The organism is Nocardioides sp. NPDC127514 (genome assembly GCF_040302125.1).
Lineage (GTDB): Bacteria > Actinomycetota > Actinomycetes > Propionibacteriales > Nocardioidaceae > Nocardioides.
Map to the genome: position 1 here is coordinate 120,405 of NZ_JBEORF010000004.1, position 20,240 is coordinate 140,644.

15 protein-coding genes are annotated in these 20,240 nt (G+C 68.9%); 8 read left to right on the top strand and 7 right to left on the bottom strand.

The features are described 5' to 3' along the window. The first annotated feature begins 121 nt into the window (after positions 1-121). Positions 122-1,162 (top strand): ParB/RepB/Spo0J family partition protein, encoded by a 1,041-nt coding sequence (locus ABTX24_RS04525; RefSeq protein ID WP_350837722.1) that lies wholly within the window; start codon positions 122-124, stop codon positions 1,160-1,162. Positions 1,163-1,390: 228 nt separating this feature from the next. Here ABTX24_RS04525 and ABTX24_RS04530 read toward each other — a convergent pair whose 3' ends face one another. Beyond that, positions 1,391-2,707 carry an aminotransferase-like domain-containing protein gene (locus ABTX24_RS04530; protein WP_160026114.1) on the bottom strand — a complete coding sequence of 439 codons (1,317 nt, stop codon included), beginning with the start codon at positions 2,705-2,707 and terminating at the stop codon, positions 1,391-1,393. Positions 2,708-2,774: 67 nt separating this feature from the next. Here ABTX24_RS04530 and ABTX24_RS04535 point away from each other — a divergent pair, with 67 nt between their 5' ends. After that, a complete protein-coding gene (locus ABTX24_RS04535; protein ID WP_350837724.1) occupies positions 2,775-3,431 on the top strand; it encodes a GNAT family N-acetyltransferase in 657 nt (218 codons plus the stop codon). Between the two features lie 233 nt (positions 3,432-3,664). On the opposite strand, the gene trxA is transcribed toward ABTX24_RS04535, so the two are convergent. The 5 genes from trxA to ABTX24_RS04560 form a co-directional block, all read right to left on the bottom strand. Then, on the bottom strand, positions 3,665-3,994 hold the full coding sequence (gene trxA / locus ABTX24_RS04540; protein WP_091044069.1) for a thioredoxin: 330 nt from the start codon (positions 3,992-3,994) through the stop codon (positions 3,665-3,667). 126 nt (positions 3,995-4,120) lie between these two features. Continuing rightward, on the bottom strand, positions 4,121-5,095 hold the full coding sequence (gene trxB, locus ABTX24_RS04545; protein ID WP_160026116.1) for a thioredoxin-disulfide reductase: 975 nt from the start codon (positions 5,093-5,095) through the stop codon (positions 4,121-4,123). A gap of 93 nt (positions 5,096-5,188) precedes the next feature. After that, entirely contained in the window at positions 5,189-6,931 is a 1,743-nt protein-coding gene (locus ABTX24_RS04550) for a protein kinase family protein (protein WP_350837726.1), read from the bottom strand. 69 nt (positions 6,932-7,000) lie between these two features. After that, on the bottom strand, positions 7,001-8,638 hold the full coding sequence (gene murJ, locus ABTX24_RS04555; RefSeq protein ID WP_350837728.1) for a murein biosynthesis integral membrane protein MurJ: 1,638 nt from the start codon (positions 8,636-8,638) through the stop codon (positions 7,001-7,003). Positions 8,639-8,718: 80 nt separating this feature from the next. Then, complete coding sequence (locus ABTX24_RS04560; RefSeq protein WP_350837730.1) at positions 8,719-10,911, bottom strand: DUF6049 family protein; 2,193 nt, start codon at positions 10,909-10,911, stop codon at positions 8,719-8,721. Positions 10,912-10,961: 50 nt separating this feature from the next. Here ABTX24_RS04560 and ABTX24_RS04565 point away from each other — a divergent pair, with 50 nt between their 5' ends. From ABTX24_RS04565 to ABTX24_RS04575, 3 genes are all read left to right on the top strand, one after another. Beyond that, a complete protein-coding gene (locus ABTX24_RS04565; protein ID WP_502891066.1) occupies positions 10,962-12,413 on the top strand; it encodes a CCA tRNA nucleotidyltransferase in 1,452 nt (483 codons plus the stop codon). Between the two features lie 104 nt (positions 12,414-12,517). Then, positions 12,518-15,190: a calcium-binding protein gene (locus ABTX24_RS04570; protein ID WP_350837732.1), complete on the top strand. Its 2,673-nt coding sequence runs from the start codon at positions 12,518-12,520 to the stop codon at positions 15,188-15,190. A 71-nt stretch (positions 15,191-15,261) separates the two neighbouring features. Continuing rightward, positions 15,262-15,717, top strand: coding sequence for an SRPBCC family protein (locus tag ABTX24_RS04575; RefSeq protein ID WP_160026122.1), 456 nt, complete (start codon positions 15,262-15,264; stop codon positions 15,715-15,717). Between the two features lie 24 nt (positions 15,718-15,741). Here the strand turns inward: ABTX24_RS04575 and ABTX24_RS04580 are convergent, their stop codons facing one another. After that, positions 15,742-17,025: a helix-turn-helix domain-containing protein gene (locus ABTX24_RS04580; protein ID WP_350717579.1), complete on the bottom strand. Its 1,284-nt coding sequence runs from the start codon at positions 17,023-17,025 to the stop codon at positions 15,742-15,744. Between the two features lie 152 nt (positions 17,026-17,177). On the opposite strand from ABTX24_RS04580, the gene ABTX24_RS04585 reads away from it, so the two are divergent. From ABTX24_RS04585 to ABTX24_RS04595, 3 genes are read left to right on the top strand one after another with little or no spacing between them, the layout of a single operon-like run. Continuing rightward, positions 17,178-18,296 (top strand): efflux RND transporter periplasmic adaptor subunit, encoded by a 1,119-nt coding sequence (locus ABTX24_RS04585; protein ID WP_350837734.1) that lies wholly within the window; start codon positions 17,178-17,180, stop codon positions 18,294-18,296. Further along, positions 18,293-19,000 carry an ABC transporter ATP-binding protein gene (locus ABTX24_RS04590; RefSeq protein ID WP_350717582.1) on the top strand — a complete coding sequence of 236 codons (708 nt, stop codon included), beginning with the start codon at positions 18,293-18,295 and terminating at the stop codon, positions 18,998-19,000. Before ABTX24_RS04585 ends, ABTX24_RS04590 begins: the two co-directional genes overlap by 4 nt. After that, positions 18,997-20,220 (top strand): ABC transporter permease, encoded by a 1,224-nt coding sequence (locus ABTX24_RS04595; RefSeq protein WP_350837736.1) that lies wholly within the window; start codon positions 18,997-18,999, stop codon positions 20,218-20,220. Before ABTX24_RS04590 ends, ABTX24_RS04595 begins: the two co-directional genes overlap by 4 nt. Positions 20,221-20,240 lie beyond the last annotated feature (20 nt).

Genomic DNA, 20,240 nt, shown 5'->3' on the forward strand with positions numbered 1-20,240 from the left:
GACCCGGCGGTCGAGCTTGTCGAGACCACCATCAGTACGGAACCGACGTGAAGAATCCCGGTGGTCGAGCTTGTCGAGACCACCATCAGCAGCATGGAACTGACATGGGGGACATCCAGATATGAGTAAGCAGCCGCCGAAGCGTGGTCTCGGACGAGGTCTGGGCTCGCTGATCCCGACCGCTCCACCCGCCAGTGGAAACGAGTCGGCGGACAGCGCTGCTGTCCAGCCGGACGTCCGTCATTCGGACCTTCCCGCTGGAGCGACTTCTGGCCCATCTGTGGACCCCAGGCCCACCGAGTCGGCGGAAGGCCGCCAGATCGAGAATTCGGATCTGGCCCCCGTCGACGGCGCATATTTCGCCGAGCTGCCGGTCAAGCAGATCCACCCCAACCACGTGCAGCCTCGTCAGGTCTTCGACGAGGAGGCGATGGCCGAACTGGTCCATTCGATCAATGAAATCGGCCTTCTGCAGCCGATCGTCGTCCGGAAAGTGGCGGCAGACTCCTACGAGCTCGTCATGGGTGAGCGCCGGTGGCGCGCCACCCAGCAGGCCGGCCTCGATGTCATCCCGGCGATCGTCCGCGAGACCGACGACACCGACATGCTCCGGGACGCGCTCCTGGAGAACCTCCACCGCTCCCAGCTGAATCCCCTCGAAGAGGCGGCCGCCTACCAGCAGCTGCTCAACGACTTCGAGTGCACGCACGACGAGCTCGCTCAGCGGATCGGTCGATCGCGGCCGCAGATCTCCAACACGATCCGGCTCCTGAAGCTGTCCCCGTCGGTCCAGCGCCGGGTCGCCGCCGGCGTGCTCTCGGCCGGTCACGCCCGGGCGCTGCTCGCCGTCGACGGCGAGGCGCAGCAGGACAAGCTGGCTCAGAAGGTGGTCGCCGAGGGTATCTCCGTACGTGGCCTCGAGGAGATCGTCGCCCTGGGCGATCCTGACGGCGACGCCTTCGCCACGCCGCGGGTGAGGCGAGCCAAGCCGACTGCTCCTGGGCTCAAGGAGATCTCCGACAAGCTCTCGGACCGCTTCGACACCCGGGTCAAGGTCGATCTGGGCCGCTCCAAGGGAAAGATCACCGTCGAGTTCGCCACGCTGGACGACCTGCGCCGCATCGTCGAGCTGATGTCTCCCGCACCCGACGAATCCATTTAGACATCAAGCGCTAAAGCGCTTTGTCGACAAATAGATTTCTACCCTGGGCCTCGAGCGTCCCCCGGGTCATCGAGCGCCGCCCGGTCATCGAGCCTGTCGAGATGACCCTCGTGCCGGAACGGGTGGTCTCGACAAGCTCGACCACCGGGGTTCCCGGTCATCGAGCTTGTCGAGATGACCCTGGTGTCAGGACGGTGGTCTCGACAGGCTCGACCACCGGCGGGTGAGCTACTGCGTGTTCGTCGAGGGGTGCTCGGCGCCGCGGATGGGGAGACCTGGGATCGGGCCGGTGGCACCGAACGTCTCCAGGAGCTCCATCTCGGCCTCGATGACACCGGCCAGGCGACGTACGCCTTCTCTGATCCGCTCCGGGGTGGGGTAGCAGTAGGAGATCCGCATCGAGGAGGCGCCGAAGCCGTCGGCGAAGAAGCCGGTGCCGGGGACGAACGCGACTCGCGAGGTGACCGCGCGAGGCAGCATGGCCTTGCTGTCGATGCCGGAGGGGAGCGTCAGCCAGACGAAGAAGCCACCGTCGGGCTTGGTCCAGGTGCAGGCCGCCGGCATGTAGGCCTCGAGCGCGTCGAGCATGGCGTCGCGGCGCTCGCGGTACATCTCCCGCATCTGCTTGATCTGGCCCTGCCAGTCGTGGTTGGAGAGGTAGGCGGAGACGGCCATCTGGTTGAACGGCGGCGGACAGAGCGTCGCGGACTCCTGCGCCAGGACGAGCTTCTCTCGGATCGCGGAGGGGGCCAGCGCCCAGCCGACCCGCAGGCCGGGGGAGAACGTCTTGGAGAAGGAGCCGAGGTAGATGACGCCCGGGTCCTGGGCACGCATCGCCGGGCGGGGCTCGTCGTCGAAGCCGAGGAGGCCGTACGGGTTGTCCTCGAGCACCAGGATGTCGTGGCGCCGGCAGATCTCGAGGATCTCGGTGCGGCGCTCGGGCGTCATGGTGACGCCGGTCGGGTTCTGGAAGTTCGGGATCGTGTAGAGGAACTTCACCTTGCGGCCCGCGGACTTGGTGGAGACGATCGCCTGCTCGAGCGCGCTCGGGATCAGGCCGTCGGCGTCGACCTCGGCGTGCACGATGTCGCACTGGTAGCCCTTGAAGACGCCCAGAGCACCGACGTACGACGGAGCCTCACAGATCACCACGTCGCCGGGGTCGCAGAAGACGCGGGTGACCAGGTCGACGGCCTGCTGGGAGCCGACGGTGACGACGACGTCGTCGGGGTGGGCCTCGATGCCCTCCAGGCGCATGACCTCGCAGATCTGCTCGCGCAGGACAGGATCGCCCTGGCCGCCGCCGTACTGCAGGGCGGTCGGGCCCTGGGTCAGGATGAGGTCCTTGATCGAGTCGCCGACCACGTCCAGCGGGAGGCTGGAGATGTTGGGCATGCCGCCTGCGAGCGAGACCACCTCGGGACGGGCTGCCACGGCGAAGAGGGCCCGGACCTCCGAGACCGTCATGCCTGCCGTGCGCGCGGCGTAGCGGTCCGCGTACGGGTCGAGGCGGGATGATGTTGCGCGCTGGGGAAGATCAGTCATGGTGTCACCATCATGAAGGATCGCATACGCTGGTGACAGACCCTTAACCCAGGATCAATGGTGAGACATGGCACGCCGCATCCTGCCCCTGACGCTGGATCTCTTCTCCGAGGTCCCGGCGCCGTGCCGCGCCTGCCTGTTCTGGGAACGTGACCCCGTCGGCCATCGCCGCGTCGATTCCTCGCAGTCGATCGGGGTGAAGGAGGCGTGGATCTCCGAGGTGCTCCGCGAATGGGGATCGTGCGGGCGGGTGGCAGTGGCGGACGGTACGCCGGCGGGGTTCGTGCTCTATGCACCACCGGTCTTCGTCCCACGGGTCGCCTCGTTCCCGTCCGGACCGGTCTCCGCCGACGCCGTCCTGATGACCACGGTGTGGATCGACCCGCGTCGCGCCGGCGGGGGGATCGGCCGGATGCTGGTCCAGGGAATGGCCCGTGACCTGGTACAACGCGGTGAGTTCCGGGCGATCGAGGCCTTCGGTGATGTGGGTCCGATGAGCGGCATCCACGGTCGCCGCTGCGCTGCCCCGGCCGACTTCCTCGGCCGGGTCGGGTTCAAGACCCACCGGGACCACCCCACCGTCCCGCGGATGCGGATGGACCTGAAGCAGACGGTCACCTGGATCGACGACTTCGAGTCCGCCTGGGAGCGGCTGCGGGAGGTCGTACGTCCACGCAGCCACCCGTCGCCCGCCTCCACCGAGCTGCACCGCGACGGCGAGTGAATGTTTCCCGTGAAACGGTGGTCGACCGGTGGTCGAGCCTGTCGAGACCACGACCCGCCCCGGTGGTCGAGCTTGTCGAGACCACCAGTCTCCGCCACAACCGCAGTCTCACCCACCGTTTGTGCCAACTCGGCCGACGCAAGTGCCAACTCGGCCGACGTAACTGACGTCTCGGCTAAATGAACGTTGGCGCGCCACTGTGACAGTGGCGCGCCAACGTGTGACAGCTGGTGTCAGCCGATGAACTCCTGCAGCTCCTTGAGGAGCGCGGCCTTCGGCTTGGCGCCGACGATCGACTTCACGACCTCGCCGCCCTGGTAGACGTTGATGGTCGGGATGCCGGTCACGCGGTAGGTGGAGGGGGTGACCGGGTTCTCGTCGACGTTCATCTTGGTGAAGGTGACCTTGTCACCGTGCTCGCCGGCGAGCTCCTCGAGGATCGGGGAGACCTGACGGCACGGGCCGCACCACTCGGCCCAGAAGTCGACCAGGACGGGCTTGTCGGACTTGAGGACGGTCGAGTCGAACTCGGCGTCGGTCACGGCGGTCATGTTGTCAGCCACGATGGGTTCCTTCTCGGTAGGGACGTGTTGGGGAGGTCTGTGGTCAGAACGCTGGGTCTGCGTCGAGCATTCCCGCGCACCCGGTCATCGAGCTTGTCGAGATGACGACCAGGGTAGACGCGAGGCTCAGGCCGAGACGGCAGCCGCCTCGGCGTGGGCCTGGTGAGCGAGGAACTTCTCCGCGTCGAGCGCGGCCTGGCAGCCGGTGCCGGCAGCGGTGATCGCCTGACGGTAGACGTGGTCGACCAGGTCACCGGCGGCGAAGACGCCCTCGATGTTGGTGGCCGTGGTGCCGTCCTTGGTGAGGACGTAGCCGTCGTCGTCGAGGTCGACCTGGCCGGTGAGCAGCTCGGAGCGCGGGATGTGGCCGATGGCGATGAACAGGCCGGCGCACTCGAGGTCGCGCAGCTCGCCGGTCTTGGTGTCCTTGACGGTGATGCTCTCCACGGAGAGCTCGCCGTTGATCGACTCGACCACGGAGTTCCAGGCGATCTCCAGCTTCGGGTCGGCGAAGGCGCGCTCCTGCATGATCTTGGAGGCGCGCAGCTCGTCGCGGCGTACGAGCAGGGTGACCGAGGAGCCGAAGCGGGTCAGGAAGAGAGCCTCCTCCAGGGCGGAGTCACCGCCGCCGACCACCACGATGGGCTTCTGGCGGAAGAAGAAGCCGTCGCAGGTGGCACACCAGGAGACGCCCTTGCCGGAGAGCTCGTCCTCGCGGGGCAGGCCGAGCTTCTTGTAGCCCGAGCCGGTGGCGAGGATGACGGACTTCGCGTAGTGGGTGTCGGTCGCGGTCTTGATGACCTTCACCGGGCCGGTCAGGTCCATCTCGACCACGTCGTCGGGCTCGAGCTCGGCACCGAAGCGCTCGGCCTGGGCACGCATCTCGTCCATCAGCGCGGGACCCATGATGCCGTCACGGAAACCGGGGAAGTTCTCCACCTCGGTGGTGTTCATCAGGGCGCCGCCGGCGGTCACCGACCCCTCGAAGACGAGAGGCTGCAGTCCGGCGCGGGCACTGTAGACCGCTGCGGTGTAGCCCGACGGGCCGGAGCCCACGACGATCACGTTGCGGGGGTCGGTCGGGGACGACGGGGTCGGCATCTTGAGGCTCCTCAGGTGTGGCTGGCGAACTGCACAACAGATCGTAGGCCACGTACATTCCAGGGCCCTGAACGCCGAGAGATCCGGCTCGGGTCAGGAGACGGAGGTGCCGAGGACCTGGACTTCCTTGACCTCCGCGCGGTAGCCGCCGTCGACCTGGGGAAGACCAGTCATCCACACGAGTACATAGCTGCCCTCGGGGGCGCCGTCGACCTTGATCTCACCCTCGGTGCCGACGCTGCCCTTCGCGGCGGGGGCGCCGCTCGGGTCGTCGCTCCACGGTGAGTCGCCGACGAAGATCTCGATGTCGGTGGGCTCGCCGATCATGTTGAACTTCAGGGAGTCGATGGCGTACTCGCCCTTGAGATTGAGGACCAGGCCGATGCCGGGCTTGAGAGAGCGGGGACTGTCACCGATCTGGTCGTTGTAGCGGGACGTACGCCACGCCAGCCCGTTCACGTCGCCGTCGACCACCAGGTCGACGAGGTCAGGCGTCTCGGTGGGCGGGTCGCCGTGGGGGTCGAGGTCCTTGGCGGTGATGCCCTTGATGGGGGTCGGCTTGGCCTCAGTTGTGGTGTCGCCGCCGTTGTTGCCCGTGCCGGGGTTCTCGGCGGTCGTGTTCGGGTCGTCGCCGATGATGTTCCACGCGATCGAGCCGGCGATGAGGACCAGCACCACGAGGGCGACGCCCATCGCGATGCGGAGCCAGCTGGCGCCGGGCTTCTGGTTGTAGTCCGGCTCTTCGGCGATCGGTACGTTGGCGCCGGTCCACGGGCCCTGCCAGCCGTTGTAGGAGGCATCCGGGGCCACCGGTCGCCGGGCGGCAGCCGGAGGAGCCTGCTGCGGGCGCTGCGGCGGCACGTAGCCCGGGGTCTCGTCGGCGAACAGCGGCTTCGACGGGGTCGGGTCCTGCATCGGCGGCGGGGCGGACGGACGCTGGCGCTGAGGGCGTACGGCATCGGGGGCAACGCCGATGGCGTTCGACGCCGCCTGCGCCTCGGCCGGCTCGAGCTCGGTCGGCGGGGCCATCGCCTGGGTCTCCTCGTTGACCGCCGAAGGCCGGTTGAGCGGAGCGGTCGGCTCCCCGGAGAAGCCGGCGAGCGCGGAGTGCAGCTCGGCCGCGGTCAGCGGCGGCATGTCGGCGCCGCTGCCCAGCACCCGGTCGCACAGGTCGTCGAGAGGCCGGGGCACACCGGCGCGCACCTGCCGGGGACGGAGCACACGGCCGTGGTCACGGGGCGCGGGCGGCATCGAGGACAGGGTCTCGCCGGCCCACTTGCCGGTCAGCGCGGCGTAGAGGACGCCGACGGCGTCGACCCGGTCGCGCCGCTGGGAGTCACGGGTGTCGGGGTCGATCCCGTGCAGCGCGGCGTCGACACCGAAGCCGATGACGCGCACCGCGCCGAGGTCGTCGAGGAGCACGGCCTCGGGGTTGAGCCGGCCGTGGGCGTGGCCCTGGTCGTGGGCCAGGACCAGCAGGTCGGCGACCTCGGAGGCGATCCAGGCGGCCTGCTGCGGCGGCAGCGGGCCACCGGCGGCGAGCGCGTTCTCCAGCGATGCGCCCTCGCCCCACTCGTTGACGACGTACGCCACCTGGTCGGTCTGGGCGGCGTCGAGGACGCGCAGCATCCGGGGGTCACCGACGGCAGCGGAGTTGCGGGCCGCTGCCATCAGGCGCGGCGCGCGCTCGTCGTGGGCGTCGAGGACGTGCACGGCAACCGGGCGGCCGAGCACCGCGTCCTGGGCGCGCCAGAAGCGTCCCTCGCGGGACTCGCTCAGCAGATCCGTCAGCTGGTATCTGCCGGCGAGGACGTCGCCTGATTGCGTGAACTCCATATCGGACCCATTCTTTCAGACCGTGCCAGACAGTGAGGCGGCTGTCCGATGGTGGTCAAGGACTGCTGCTCAACGACGCAGCCGTCGGGCGACCTGTTGCACCATCGTGGTCAGCTCCTTGACCTGGGCAGCCTGCGCCCCGAGGAGCAGCATGCCGAGATGCAGCGCCCCGACGATAGCGGCCCCGATCAAGGCCAGCACCATCGTCGGCTCGTCGTTGATCATGCCCAGTGCCGTGCGGAGCAGCCAGGCGGCGGCCGCGGCGACCACCGTCACCATGACCAGGCGGGCGAGGAACCCGAGCAGCCCGCGGCCGTCCAGGTCTCCGAGCGTGCGCTTGAGCACGACGTACGAGACGACGGAGCCGACCAGGTAGGACAGCGTGTAGGCGCCGGCGAGCGCGGGCGCGGTGTACTCCGCGGAGACGGCTCGGGTCAGCAGCACCGCGGCGACGATGTTGGTGGTGGCGACCGAGCACTGGATGAAGAAGACGGTGCGGTTCTGCTCCAGCGAGTAGAAGCCGCGCAGCAGCAGGTAGTGGATCGTGAAGAAGACCAGCCCGGCGGCGAAGATCGACAGCGTCGGGGCGTACTCCTTGAACGCGTCGGCGCCGGCGCCGTGGCCGAACAGGATGTGGGCGATGTCCTCGGAGAGCACCGGGAGCAACGCGGCGATCGGGATCACGATGGCGAGCGCGTTGCGCAGCTGGTGCGACAGCGTACGTCCGAGCTCGGGCAGCTCACCGGCCGCGCCGTGGCGCGAGAGGAGCGGCAGGATGGCCGTGGCCAGCGACACCGTGATGATCGAGTGCGGGACCTGGGTGACCAGGAAGCTGTTGGAGTAGACCGTGTAGCCGGTGCCGCCCTCGGCCGAACCGGTCGAGGCGAGCCGCGTCACGATCGTGTACGCCACCTGGTTCACGACCACGAAGAGCACCGTCCACACGCCCAGCTTCGCGGTCTGTGAGAGTCCGGCGCCGCGGAAGTCGAATCGGGGGCGGAAGCGTACGCCGGTCTTGTGGAGCACCGGCAGGAGCAGCAGGAACTGGAGAACGATGCCGAGCGTGGAGCCCAGGCCGAGGAGGATCTCCTGGCCGGTGGTGAAGCCACCGACGTTGGACGGCCCGAAGACGACCAGGTAGATCACCAGGGTCGAGATCGCGATGATGTTGTTGGCGATCGGGGCCCACATCATCGGGCCGAAGCTGCCGCGGGCGTTGAGCACCTGCCCGACCAGCACGAACATCCCGTAGAAGAAGACCTGCGGCAGGCACCAGCGGGCGAAGTCGATGGCCGACTCGAGCTGGGCCGCGTGCTCGGGCGTGTACATCTCGGGGCCGAGGTAGAGGCGCATCAGCAGCGGGGCGCCGAGCACCAGGAGGATCGTGACGGCACCGAGGAAGAGCCCGGCGAGCGTGATGATCCGGTCGGTGTAGGCCGCGCCGCCGTCCGCGTCGTTCTTCTGCGCCTTCACCAGCTGCGGCACGAGCACCGCGTTGAAGACGCCGCCCGCCAACAGGATGTAGAGCATGTTGGGCACGGTGTTGGCGATGTTGAAGACGTCGGCGTGCAGGCCGGAGCCCAGTGCGGCGACCAGGAGCGCGGAGCGGATGAAACCGCTGGCGCGCGAGAACATGGTCCCCGCGGCCATCACCGCGCTGTTGGCCAGGACCGAGCTTCCGCCGGACTTCTGCTCGGTGGCTGTCACATCGCTGCCGCTCGCTTCGCTCGCTTTGGCTCCTCGCTCGTCGCGAACGCTTGAGCTCGTTCCTCGCTCGCGCCCGCTCCTCACTCGTCGCCTCCTGACGTACGTGCTTTCTTGGCCTTCATGATGCGCCGGGTGAGACGCACGGCGATCGCCGCGAAGAGTAGCGCGCAGCCGGTCCCGACGAACCACCAGATCACCCCGCTCACCTGCGAGGGGCGGATCGGGACGGAGGCGTGGGCGCCCAGCGGGTTGCCCTTGGTGTCGGTGACGACGATCAGGGCGGTGTGGGTGCCGGTGTCGCGCATGCTCGCGGCGAGGTTGAAGCTGGCCTTGGAGTTGGCGTCGAGCTGGACGGGCTCGGAGGTGGCGACCCGCAGCGACTCGTCGGTGATCGCGTCCAGCCGCACCGTGACGGGCTCGTCGAGCTCGTTGCTCAGGGTGACCTGGAACTCGCCGCCCTTCATGCTGGAGAGGATCACCTTCGGCGGTACGGCCACGGTGACCGAGCTCAGTTCGGAGCTGACCTGGCTCAACGCGTCGGCGGCCGGGTCCGCGTCGCCCTTGCGGGCGGAGTAGGAGGTCGAGGTCAGGGCCTCGTTGACGATGTCGGAGGCGACCTCGTCGTTGTGGGTCAGGATTCGCTGCAGCATCTCGCCGGCGCCGATGAGATCGTTGGCCGTGTCGATCCGGTCGGTGGAGATCTCGGCCTTCATCTCTCGGCGGGGGTAGCGGAGCTTGTCGGCGGTGATCGATGTCGGCTTGTGCCCGGCGACGGCCTCGTCCAGCGTCGAGGACGAGATCCAGGCGGCCTTGTTCCACGGGGTGACGAACGAGGCGGCGCTCTGCGGCGGGTGCCAGCCGTCGGGGAGGACCGCGATGAGCGGCTTGCCGGAGCCGCGGAGCAGGGCAGCCTCGGCGACGAGACGCTGGCGTACCGAGATCGCGTCGATGGGGTCGTTGGGTCCGGGCCCGCCGGCGGCGGCGCCGGACGAGGTCACGATCATCTGGTGACCGTCGAGGTCGGCGATGACCGGCGTGGTGCCGCGGAGCATCCTGTCGCTGACCAGGTTGACCGCGCCCGGCTCGAGCAGGTTGACCGCGGCACGGTCGAGGTAGCCGGACGGCGGAGCGACGGCCGAGGTCGCCTTGATGCCGAGCTCGGTGAGCGCCTTGGCGGTGTGCTCACGCGCCGTGGCCAGCAGGTCGGGGTCGGTCGTGGCGAGCGCGGACAGGTCCGGATCGCCGTACGGGAGAGCGAGCAGGTTGTGGCCGGCGAGCGCGTCCTCGAGGCGGCCCAGCCAGACCGTCGCGGCCTTCTGCGCGGCCTCGGTCTCCTCGTCCATCGCCTTCTCGGCGTCGGTGTCCATGCTGGGCGAGGGGCTCGGCAGCAGCGCGGAGGCCGAGGGCGAGGCGCTCTGGCTCCCGCTCTCCTCCGGCTCCTCCTCACCCTCGTCCGTCGGTGCCAGGTTGCGGGCGGGGTTGCCCTCGGCGAGGTTGCGTACGGCATCGATCAGCGCAGGATCGATGGCCCAGGTCAGGTCGGGCATCTCGGCGCCGGTCTCGAGCATCCGGAAGAGGCGTCCGCCGGCGCCCAGGTCGCGGGTCCAGCCCGGGAGGTAGTTCACGCTGCCGTCGCCGTTGTAGACCACGCTGCGCCGGAGCGGCATGACCAGGGACACCTTCTCTGCCTTGGCCTTCTTGTTGGGCTCCTTGACCAGCGGAAGGAAGGTGCGTGCCCGGCCGTCGGCGGTGTTCGGCGTCGTGGAGCCCAGCGCGTGGACCCCGAACCAGTAGACGCCGGGCTCGGTGATCTCCAGCCGCTTGCGCGGCACCGAGAGCGACCACGAGTAGGTCTCGCCGGGCGCGAGGTCGGGGATCGCTGCGTACGTCCCCTCGGTCACGATCCGCTCGCCGACCAGCGAGTCCGCGGGCAACTCGGCGGCCTCGGCCAGCTCCTCGGAGGTGGTCATCGGCGTGTCGCCGACGAACGGGTAGACCTTGACGCCGTGCCACTCCTCCTCGGTGGTGTTGGTGACCTTGCCGCGGACGGTGATCCGGCCCTTGGTGCGGCCGTCGAGGCTGACCGTGTCGAGCTCGTCGATGCTCATCGCGAGCGGGTCGGACTCCGCGGTCTCCTCCGCGGCCCGGGCCGGAGCGGCCAGCGTGGTCGCGGACAGCATCAGCAGAAGGGGTGCCAGCAGCACCAGGACGAGTGCGGCGGTGACTCGCCCACGTGGCCGTGGCGGCCTCGCCTGATGCTGGCGGACTGGCATGACTTCGAGAATATCTTTCAGGGGGTGCGGTCCTCGTAGACTGCGGCGTTGTGTCCGACAGCCAGCTTCCCCCGATCAGCGTCGCCGATGTTCAGCGATCGGTGACTGCTGAACTGGACCGTATCGCACCTGTCATCGACTCCCTAGGTGAGGTCTTCGCTCGCTCGGGCTTCGAGCTGGCGCTCGTCGGTGGCCCGGTCCGCGACGCGATGCTCGGCCGGCCGCACAACGACCTCGACTTCGCCACCTCGGCCCGCCCCGAGGAGACCGAGAAGATCCTGCGTACGTGGGGCGAGGCGCTGTGGGACATGGGCCGCGACTTCGGCACCATCGGCACCCGCAAGGGGCCGTGGCAGATCGAGGTCACCACCTACCGCTCCGAGGCCTACGCCGCCGACTCCCGCAAGCCCGAGGTGGCCTACGGCACGTCGCTGGCCGACGATCTCGTACGCCGCGACTTCACCGTCAACGCGATGGCGGTGCAGCTTCCCGGCCGCGAGGTCGTCGACCTGTACGGCGGCGTCGTCGACCTGGCGACCCGGGTGCTGCGTACGCCGGGGACGCCGGAGGCGTCGTTCTCCGACGACCCGCTGCGGATGATGCGGGCGGCACGGTTCGCCGCCCAGCTCGGCTTCACGGTGGCCCCCGAGGTCGTCGCCGCGATGAAGGACATGGCCTCGCGGATCTCGATCATCTCCGCCGAGCGGGTCCGCGACGAGCTGGTGAAGCTGATCTGCGCGCCCTACCCGCGCCGCGGCCTCTCGCTGCTGGTCGAGACCGGGCTGGCCGACCTGGTGCTGCCCGAGCTGACCGCGCTGCGGATGGAGCGGGACGAGCACAACCGGCACAAGGACGTCTACGAGCACACTCTGACGGTGCTCGAGCAGTCCATCGACCAGGAGGAGCGTCTGGGTGGCGGCCCCGACTTCGTGTCCCGGTTCGCGGCGCTGATGCACGATGTCGGCAAGCCGCGCACCCGGAAGTTCCACGACGACGGCACCGTCTCGTTCCACCACCACGACGTCGTCGGCGCCAAGATGACCCGCAAGCGGATGAAGGCGCTGCGCTTCTCCAACGACGAGATCGAGGCGGTCTCCTCGCTCGTCGAGCTGCACCTGCGCTTCCACGGCTACGGCGACGGTGAGTGGACCGACTCCGCGGTCCGTCGCTATGTGAGGGATGCCGGCGACCAGCTCCAGCGCCTCCACGTGCTCACCCGCGCCGACTGCACCACCCGCAACCGCCGCAAGGCCGACCGCCTCGCCCGCACCTACGACGCCCTCGAGGCTCGCATCGAGCGGATCTCCGAGGAGGAGGAGCTCGCCGCCCTCCGCCCGGCCCTCGACGGCAACCAGATCATGTCGCTCCTCGACATCCCGCCCGGGCGCGAGGTCGGGGCTGCGTACAAGTTCCTGATGGACCTGCGCCTCGACGAGGGAATCCTCTCCGAGGACGAAGCCGCCAAGCGGCTCCTGGACTGGTGGTCCGCGCGTTCCGAATGACCTGTTCGGGCTATGTCCCGCGGGGCACTTCGGCTTTACCTTGAGTTGTTCCGCGGGCGTGGACCATTGAGTGTGCGCGTCCTGTCCAGCTCGGAGGCTTGCTCTTGTCTCGTTCGCGAACGTCGACGTACGTCGCACTGATCCCGCTCGTCGCTGTCGCGCTCTGCCTTGTCCCAGTGTCTGCGGACGGCGTAGAGGTCCCGGCGCAGGACACCTGCGGGGGTCTCGTTGTGACCGTCGACCTGAGCCAGGCGGGTGCCGCTCCGACCGAGGGTGATGACGTCATTCTCGGCACCCCGAACGTCGATACCATCCATGGCCTCGGTGGTGACGACGTCATCTGCGGGCTCGGCGGTGGAACCGGCAGACCGTCCGGCACGGATCAGGACCGGATCTTTGGAGATGCCGGCAACGACCGTCTTGTCGGCTCTGCGGGGAGCGAGATCTTCTTGGGCGGCGATGGAAGCGACGCCATCGAAGCAGGTGCGGGACGCGATTTCTTCTACCCCGGTATGGGCGATGACCGTATCACCGTTGAGGAAATCGGGCCGGACGAGATCTTCTACTCGGATGTCCCTGTCGGAGTCAGCGTCGACATGCGCCTGTGCGGCGCTCAGAGCGGAATCCCGGCCACACCTCAGGACACCGGTGCCGGGATGGACAGCCTGCCGTGCTCCGTCTGGTTGGTCCGCGGAGGCCCCGAGGCCGACAAACTGTCTCGTCGCGACGACCGCTTCGGGCATCTCTCCGGCGGGCCGGGAGATGACACCCTCTACGGTGCCGAGCGGCCAGAGGCCGAGAGCGCCGACAACGGCAGTTACTTCGGCGGCGAGGGAAACGACACCCTCGACTTCAGTCGGGTCGACCATGCGCTCCACCTTGAAGCCGAGTCCTCGTCGGAGACGGCCTACTACGAGACAGGCGTCGGCAGGATCAACGTCGCCGGCGTCGAGAATCTCGTCGGGTCGTCGTATGTCGACCGGTTGTACGCCGATTCGGAGCCATCGGTCCTCGACGGTGGCCCCGGAAAGGACTGGTTGTGGGGTGGTCCAGCTGCCGACACCTTCGCAGATGCTGATGCTCAGGTTGTCTCCGGAGCGGTGGCCGCGGTCACCATCGACGGAGCCGCCGGAACCTTCAGTAGTGGGGACACGTTCATGGTTGCCCCTGACGTGACGGTTTGGGGCTCGGCTGGGAACGACGTCATCCATCCGGGGCGGCTGTGCAGCGTTCACGGAAATGGTGGGGACGACACCTTCGTGATCGATCCCGCCGTCGCCCCGGACTGTGCGCCGGGCGAGCGGGGAAGCTACCAGGGCGGCATCCTGACACTCGAGGCCTTGAACGAGCCCGCGACGTACGCCCTTGGGGACCCGGTCGTCACGACGGCGTCCCAGAGCATCCCGTTGCCGGCGGTCACCGGGATGAAGCTGATCGGCACACGTTTCGACGACGTGCTCGGTGGCGACGCCGGCGACAACACCATCGATGGTGGCCGTGGCAACGATGTCATCCGTGGCGGAGCTGGCCAGGACACTGTGACGTACGAGGCGGCCGGAGCGGGCGTCACTGCTTCGACGACGAGGGTCTCCGGGGGCGGTGGCAGCGACACGCTGGCCGACATCGAGAACCTGACCGGGAGCCGCTACCGCGACACCCTCACGGGTGACGCCTCGTCGAACGTGTTGCGCGGCGGGGACGGCGACGACCTGGTGTCTGGCGGCGCTGGCGCCAACCTGATCGACAGCGGCGCTGGGAACGACACGGTCATCAGCGGGTCCGGTGACGAGAACCTGAACTGTGCCACCGGAACGGACACTGTCTCGTACGCCACTGCCGGATCGGCGATCAGGTTCACGACTGCTAGTCCGCACACGGCGTACAACGTCACTGGTGGCGGCGGAAATGACCGAGCTTTCAGCTGTGAGAATCTGACCGGCTCGGGCTACGGAGACATCATCACCGGCACGAGTGGTGCCAACGTCCTCTACGGGGGTGGCGGAAGTGACACCATCAACGGCGGCGCGGGCAGTGACACCGTGTCCGGCGGAGACGGAAACGACACGCTCTACGGCAGCACCGGAAACGACCGGGTGCTCGGCGGCACGGGCAACGACAGCCTCCGTGGCAATGCTGACAACGACACGGTCGACGGAGGCAGCGGCACCGACACCGTCTCGTACGACTATGCGACCGGCCGTGTCACTGCTTCGATGACCCGATCCACGGGAGCCGGTGTCGGCACTGACACGCTGGCGGGCGTCGAGAACATCACCGGCAGCGGGTACGCGGACGCGCTCACCGGCAACGGTGTTGCCAATGTGATCGCCGGTGGCGGTGGCAACGACACCCTCGTCGGGGCCGGCGGGAGCGACAGGCTGCTCGGCGGCAGCGGTGCCGATGTCCTGCGCGGCGACTCAGGCAACGACACGGTCGATGGCGGGTCCGGGACGGACAGGGCGAGCTTCACGACCGCAACAGAACGTGTCACGTCGACCATGACGTCGGCCTCAGGCGGGGCTGGCTCGGACAGGATGTTCGGGATCGAAAACCTCACCGGAGGTGCGTACGCCGACCGGCTGACCGGAAACGGCATCGCGAACGTCATTCAGGGTGGTGGGGGCGCCGACTACCTGTATGGGGTCGGTGGCGCCGACAGGCTCTACGGCAACAGCAGCGGTGACCGCTTGTACGGCGGCACCGGTAGCGACTACGGCGACGGCGGGACTGGACGCGACATGGCGTACTCGATCGAGCGCCGACGAAACATCCCCTGATCACACAGCACACTTGTTGACATCTGGGCGCCTACTGTCCATCGAGCCATACTGACGGTACGGTTCCGCGTATGACGACGATCACAGATCTCGAGGCAACGACCGCCATCAACGCGACACCCGCTCAGGTGTGGGCCGCGATCACGGACCTTCCGCGGATGGCTTCGTGGAGCCCGCAGGTGGTGAAGACCGTGGTGTTCGGCCAGGTCAAGGAGGGCACCCGCTTCTTCAACATCAACCGCCAGGGCTGGAAGCACTGGCCGACCAACGCCAAGGTCGTACGCTTCACGCCCCACTCCGACTTCGCGTTCCGGGTCGCGGAGAACACGACGGTCTGGTCCTTCCAGATCGACGAGACCCCTGAGGGGTCGCTGGTCACCCACCGTCGCGAGACCCCGGACGGCATCTCCGCGCTCTCCCGCTCGCTGACGAATGCGGTGCTCGGCGGTCAGGAGAAGTTCACCGAGGAGCTGCGTACGGGCATGGCCACGACGCTCGCCAAGCTCAAGGCCGACCTCGAGGGCTGACCCTCCCGCGCCGAGGCCGCGGCGTCAGGCCCCTGCCCTGGTCCAGCGGTAGACGCTGCTGGTGGAGACGCCGAGCTGCGCGGCCACGTCGGGGATGCGGGCCCCGGCGTCGACGAGGAGCCGGGCGGCCTCGGACTTGTCGTCGGGGAGATTCGCCATCAGCTCAGCGATCTCGTCGGGAAGGATGTCGGGGTAGTCCATGGCCGGCTCGGGGTCGGGGATGTTCTCCGGGAACGGGATCCGGTCGAGGAGCGTGCCGTCGGCGTCGGACGGCTTGGTGGCCGTGCGGACGTTGCTGAACTGTGGCGCCATCCCGGCGCCCGGGGCAGCGTCGGCGGCCGTGCGCGCGGCGTCGCTCACCCGGCTCGAGACGCGGCGGCGGGTGTCCGGGGTGGCGAGGGCTGATGCCATCTCGCGGGTTCGGGTCTCGCGCGACGGGGTCACCTCGCGGGGTACGTCGGTGACCGAGTCGGAGACGGCGTCGGTGGTCCTGTCGAAGTGGATGCCGGTAGGCGCCTCGATGGCACGGTCGGCGTCAGGAGCGGGTGCTACGTGCGGAACCTGCTCCACCACCGGCACGCTGAGCGCCTCGTGCACATCGGGCAGGGTGATCGGCAGCCGGTCGGCCTGGCGGGTGCCCTCGGCGACCGCGGCGAAGGCGTCGACCCACTGGGTGATCTGGTCGCGCATCGCGCCCGGCGCGACCGACCGCAGGGCGACCGCCTCGGCGCGCCAGTAGCGCTTCTGCGCGCGCTCCAGCTTCCGGCGGGACGAGGCCGTACGCTTCCGCACCGCCGTGTCACGAGCCCGGCGCCATTCGACGCGGGTGGCCAGGAGGGCGTGCATCCGGGCGCCCATCCGCAGGTCGGACCAGGAGCGTTCCATGGCGAGGTGTCGGTCGCCGACGAGCGCGAGGTGCCACATCAGAGCCGCCAGGAGCGGCACGATGAACCGGAACGCGGCGGCGGTGACGGCGTGGCCGAGATGGATCTCGTGCCAGCCGGCGAAGAACCCGGACGCGGCGGACAGCAGCCAGGTCAGGGTCAGCAGCGTCTGCGCCGGCCGGTCCTGCTGGGCCGCCTCGCGGGCCATCAGAGCGACGGTGACCAGCGAGAGCTCGAAGACGCCGGCGAAGGCGTAGGCGTTGATCGCGCCCATGGCGAGTACGTCCCGCCCGAAGCCGACCATGGCGACGTACGCGGCGGCCGTCGAGATCAGCGCGACCGAGACGGCGCCGAAGAGGATGAGGCCGCGACCACTTCCGGTCGAGCCCTTGCCTGTCGGGGTCGTGTCGTTGTCGGGACGCATCGTGGGGGTCTCCCGTGCCTGAGGCGGTCGATCGTTCGGGTCCCGGAGTCTAGGGGATCAAACAGGTGTTCGAGGTGTACGTGGATGGAGTGTTGACAAACCCGGTGGAAATTCGGCCGCAGTGATCCATCGGGCAGGGCTACAGTCCGCTCATGTCGAAGACGGCGGTGCGCCGCGTACTTTTCAAGTCGTTCTGGGCCGTGATCGGCCTGGTCATCGCGGTGAGCCTCTTCAAGCTGGCCTTCACCGGCTCGACGCAGGACGCCGATGGGGCGCCACTGACGCCGACCGGGAAGATCCCGCCGGAGGAGGTGATCGCCGAGAAGGGCACCATCTCCAACGCGCTCACGGTCGAGGGGACGATCGTGATCGACAAGCCGGTCTCCGCCACCAGCTCGGTCACCGGGGTGCTGGCGCACCGGTTCGCCGAGACCGGCGCCAGGGTGAAGAAGGGCGACAAGCTCTTCCAGGTGCGCACGGAGGGGGAGCCCGCCGAGGCCGAGCCCGTCGAGGAGCCTGCCGAGGAGCCCGGGAACGTCGATGACGCCGCCGGCGACGGCGATCGTGACGATCCCCCGGTCGAGCCGTCGCCTCCCAAGCCGGTCTATCACTGGTACACGGTCGTCGCGCCCGCCACCGGCATCGTCGGCAACTACGCCGCCGAGCTGATGGGCGAGGTGACCGAGGACGGGGTGGTCGTCTCGATCCGTCCCACGACGTTCCATGCGGTCGGCGCGATCTCGCCGCTGGACCGCTACCGGCTGGCCAGCAACCCGGATGAGGCCACGGTGACCATCGAGAGCGGCCCCAAGCCGTTCACCTGCACCGATCTGCGCATCGGCGACGCGGCGACCGAGACGATCACCAGCAACGAGCCCGAGGGCGAGATGATGGAGGGGGAGCCGGGGGCCGAGGGCGACTCGGGGGCAGGCGCCCGGATCAGCTGCCTGGTCCCGGAGAAGGTCACCGTCTTCGACGGTCTGACCATGACCATGGCCATCGACGCGGGCAAGAGCGACGGCGACGTCGTCACCATCCCCGTCACCGCGGTCACCGGTCTGGTCGGCGACGGCACCGTCTGGGTCGTCGGCGAAGACGGAACCCCGACCGAGCAGCCGGTCAAGCTCGGCGTCACCGACGGCAAGCTCGTCGAAGTGACCAGCGGGCTGAAGGCCGGCGACTCGGTCCTGCGGTACGTCCCGGGCTCGAAGGAGACGGGCGGCGGGACTGACGACGGGATGATCGAGGAAATGCCGATGGGGGAGATGTGAGCGCGGAGGAGCTGCTGAGGCTCACCGGCGTGGCCCGCACGGTCGAGCTCCCCGACGGCGAGGACCTGCACATCCTGACCAGCGTCGACCTCGACGTGAGCCGCGGCGACCATGTCGGCATCGTGGGCCGCTCGGGCACCGGCAAGTCGACCCTGCTGAACCTGCTCGGCCTGCTGGACCGGCCCACCGGCGGCACCCTGGAGTGGGCAGGTCGCAACGTCACCGACATCAGCAACCGGCAGGCTGCCCGGATCCGCGGTCGTGATGTCGGGTTCGTCTTCCAGCAGTTCAACCTGCTGCCGGGGCGTACTGCTCTGGAGAACGTGATGGCTCCGCTGCTCTACGCGTCCGGCAGGGAGTTCTGGCAGCGACGCCGGATTGCGGCCACGATGCTCGACAAGGTCGGGCTCGGCGACCGGCTCGACGCGATGCCCCAGTTCCTCTCCGGCGGTGAGCAGCAGCGCATCGCCATCGCCCGCGCCCTCGTCCGGACGCCTTCGGTCGTGCTGGCCGACGAGCCGACCGGGGCGCTCGACGTCGAGACGGGCGCGATGGTGATGAAGCTGCTCGACCAGGCGACGTACGACTCCGGCGCCGCGCTGATCACGATCACCCACGACCAGAACGTCGCCGCCCTGGCCCGGCGGCGGTTCCGGCTCGCCGAGGGACGGCTGCACCCGCTGACCGAGGAGGCAGCGGCGTGAGGAGCAACCTGGCGCGCCTCGTCACGGGTCTGGCCGCCTCGACCGTCGAGGCGTGGCAGGAGCTGCGCATCCACCGGCTCCGGGTGCTGTTGTCGCTGGTCGGGGTGGCGGTGGCGGTCGCCTCGATCACCGCGACCGTCGCGGCCGGCCAGATCGCCAAGCAGATGTTCACCGAGTCCTACGAGGTCGACGGGCGGCCGGCGCACATCTCGGTCATGGCCTACGACCCCCACAGCGGCATGCCGCTCTCCGTCGAGCGGGTCCGGCCCGCCTTCCAGACGGTCGCGGAGCGGTTCGACGTGAAGTACGCGTCGGCGAGGATCTCCGCCTACGACATCAAGGCGACCACCGCGAGCAGCAGCAAGCGGGTCGAGTTGATGGGGGTCGACCCTGCGTACGCCGCCATCCACCGGGTCGTGGTGCCGCAGGGTCGCTGGCTGCAGGCCTCGGACGAGGAGCGCCTCTCCCCGGCGCTCGTGGTCGACGAGACGTTCCTGAAGAAGCTCGGCCTGCGGGGCACACAGCTGCCGACGTCGGTGGACCTGAAGGGCCAGGGGATGTCGGTGACCGCGACGATCATCGGTGTCACCAGCCTGCGGGGCTACGGCACGCCACGCGCGTTCATGCTGGCCGACTCGCTGGAGCACTGGCAGGCCGGCGCCCCCACGGACGCCAGCTACGAGATGTGGGTGCCGATCGACGGCGCCAACGAGCTCGCCGGCGAGATCGGCATGGCGATGCGCGCCGAGCTCCCGGGACTCCAGGTCGACGCCCAGCGCGACGACTACCTGGCGTGGGGCGGTGAGGACCCGATCGGCCCGATCAAGTGGGTGATCATCGGGATCGCCGGGATCATCCTGCTGCTCGGCGCCCTGAGTCTGCTCAACATCGCCCTGGTCACCATCCAGCAGCGGATCCGGGAGATCGGGATCCGGCGCAGCTTCGGGGCGACCACAGGGCGGGTGTTCTTCTCGGTGCTGATGGAGAGTGTCGTGGCCACCGTCGTCGCGGGCGTGGTCGGCGTGCTCTTGGCCGTGGCCGCCATCAAGAACCCGCTGGTGAAGAAACTCGTCCTCCAGGGCATCGACGACGTCCCGCCCTTCCCGCTCTCGGCGGCGTTCCTCGGCCTCGCCGTCGCCCTCGCGGTCGGCGCGATCGCGGGCATCCTGCCGGCGATGATCGCCGCACGGGTGAAGATCATCGACGCGATCCGCTTCTGACGCCGCGTACGAAATGCGAC

Excerpts from the sequence above, each read along its gene's own strand:
- ABTX24_RS04575 (WP_160026122.1), top strand. The coding sequence starts at position 15,262 with ATGACGACGATCACAGATCTCGAGGCAACGACCGCCATCAACGCGACA.
- trxB (WP_160026116.1), bottom strand. The coding sequence starts at position 5,095 with ATGCCGACCCCGTCGTCCCCGACCGACCCCCGCAACGTGATCGTCGTG.
- ABTX24_RS04530 (WP_160026114.1), bottom strand. The coding sequence starts at position 2,707 with ATGACTGATCTTCCCCAGCGCGCAACATCATCCCGCCTCGACCCGTAC.
- ABTX24_RS04535 (WP_350837724.1), top strand. The coding sequence starts at position 2,775 with ATGGCACGCCGCATCCTGCCCCTGACGCTGGATCTCTTCTCCGAGGTC.
- ABTX24_RS04580 (WP_350717579.1), bottom strand. The coding sequence starts at position 17,025 with ATGCGTCCCGACAACGACACGACCCCGACAGGCAAGGGCTCGACCGGA.
- ABTX24_RS04550 (WP_350837726.1), bottom strand. The coding sequence starts at position 6,931 with ATGGAGTTCACGCAATCAGGCGACGTCCTCGCCGGCAGATACCAGCTG.
- ABTX24_RS04525 (WP_350837722.1), top strand. The coding sequence starts at position 122 with ATGAGTAAGCAGCCGCCGAAGCGTGGTCTCGGACGAGGTCTGGGCTCG.
- ABTX24_RS04585 (WP_350837734.1), top strand. The coding sequence starts at position 17,178 with ATGTCGAAGACGGCGGTGCGCCGCGTACTTTTCAAGTCGTTCTGGGCC.
- ABTX24_RS04560 (WP_350837730.1), bottom strand. The coding sequence starts at position 10,911 with ATGCCAGTCCGCCAGCATCAGGCGAGGCCGCCACGGCCACGTGGGCGA.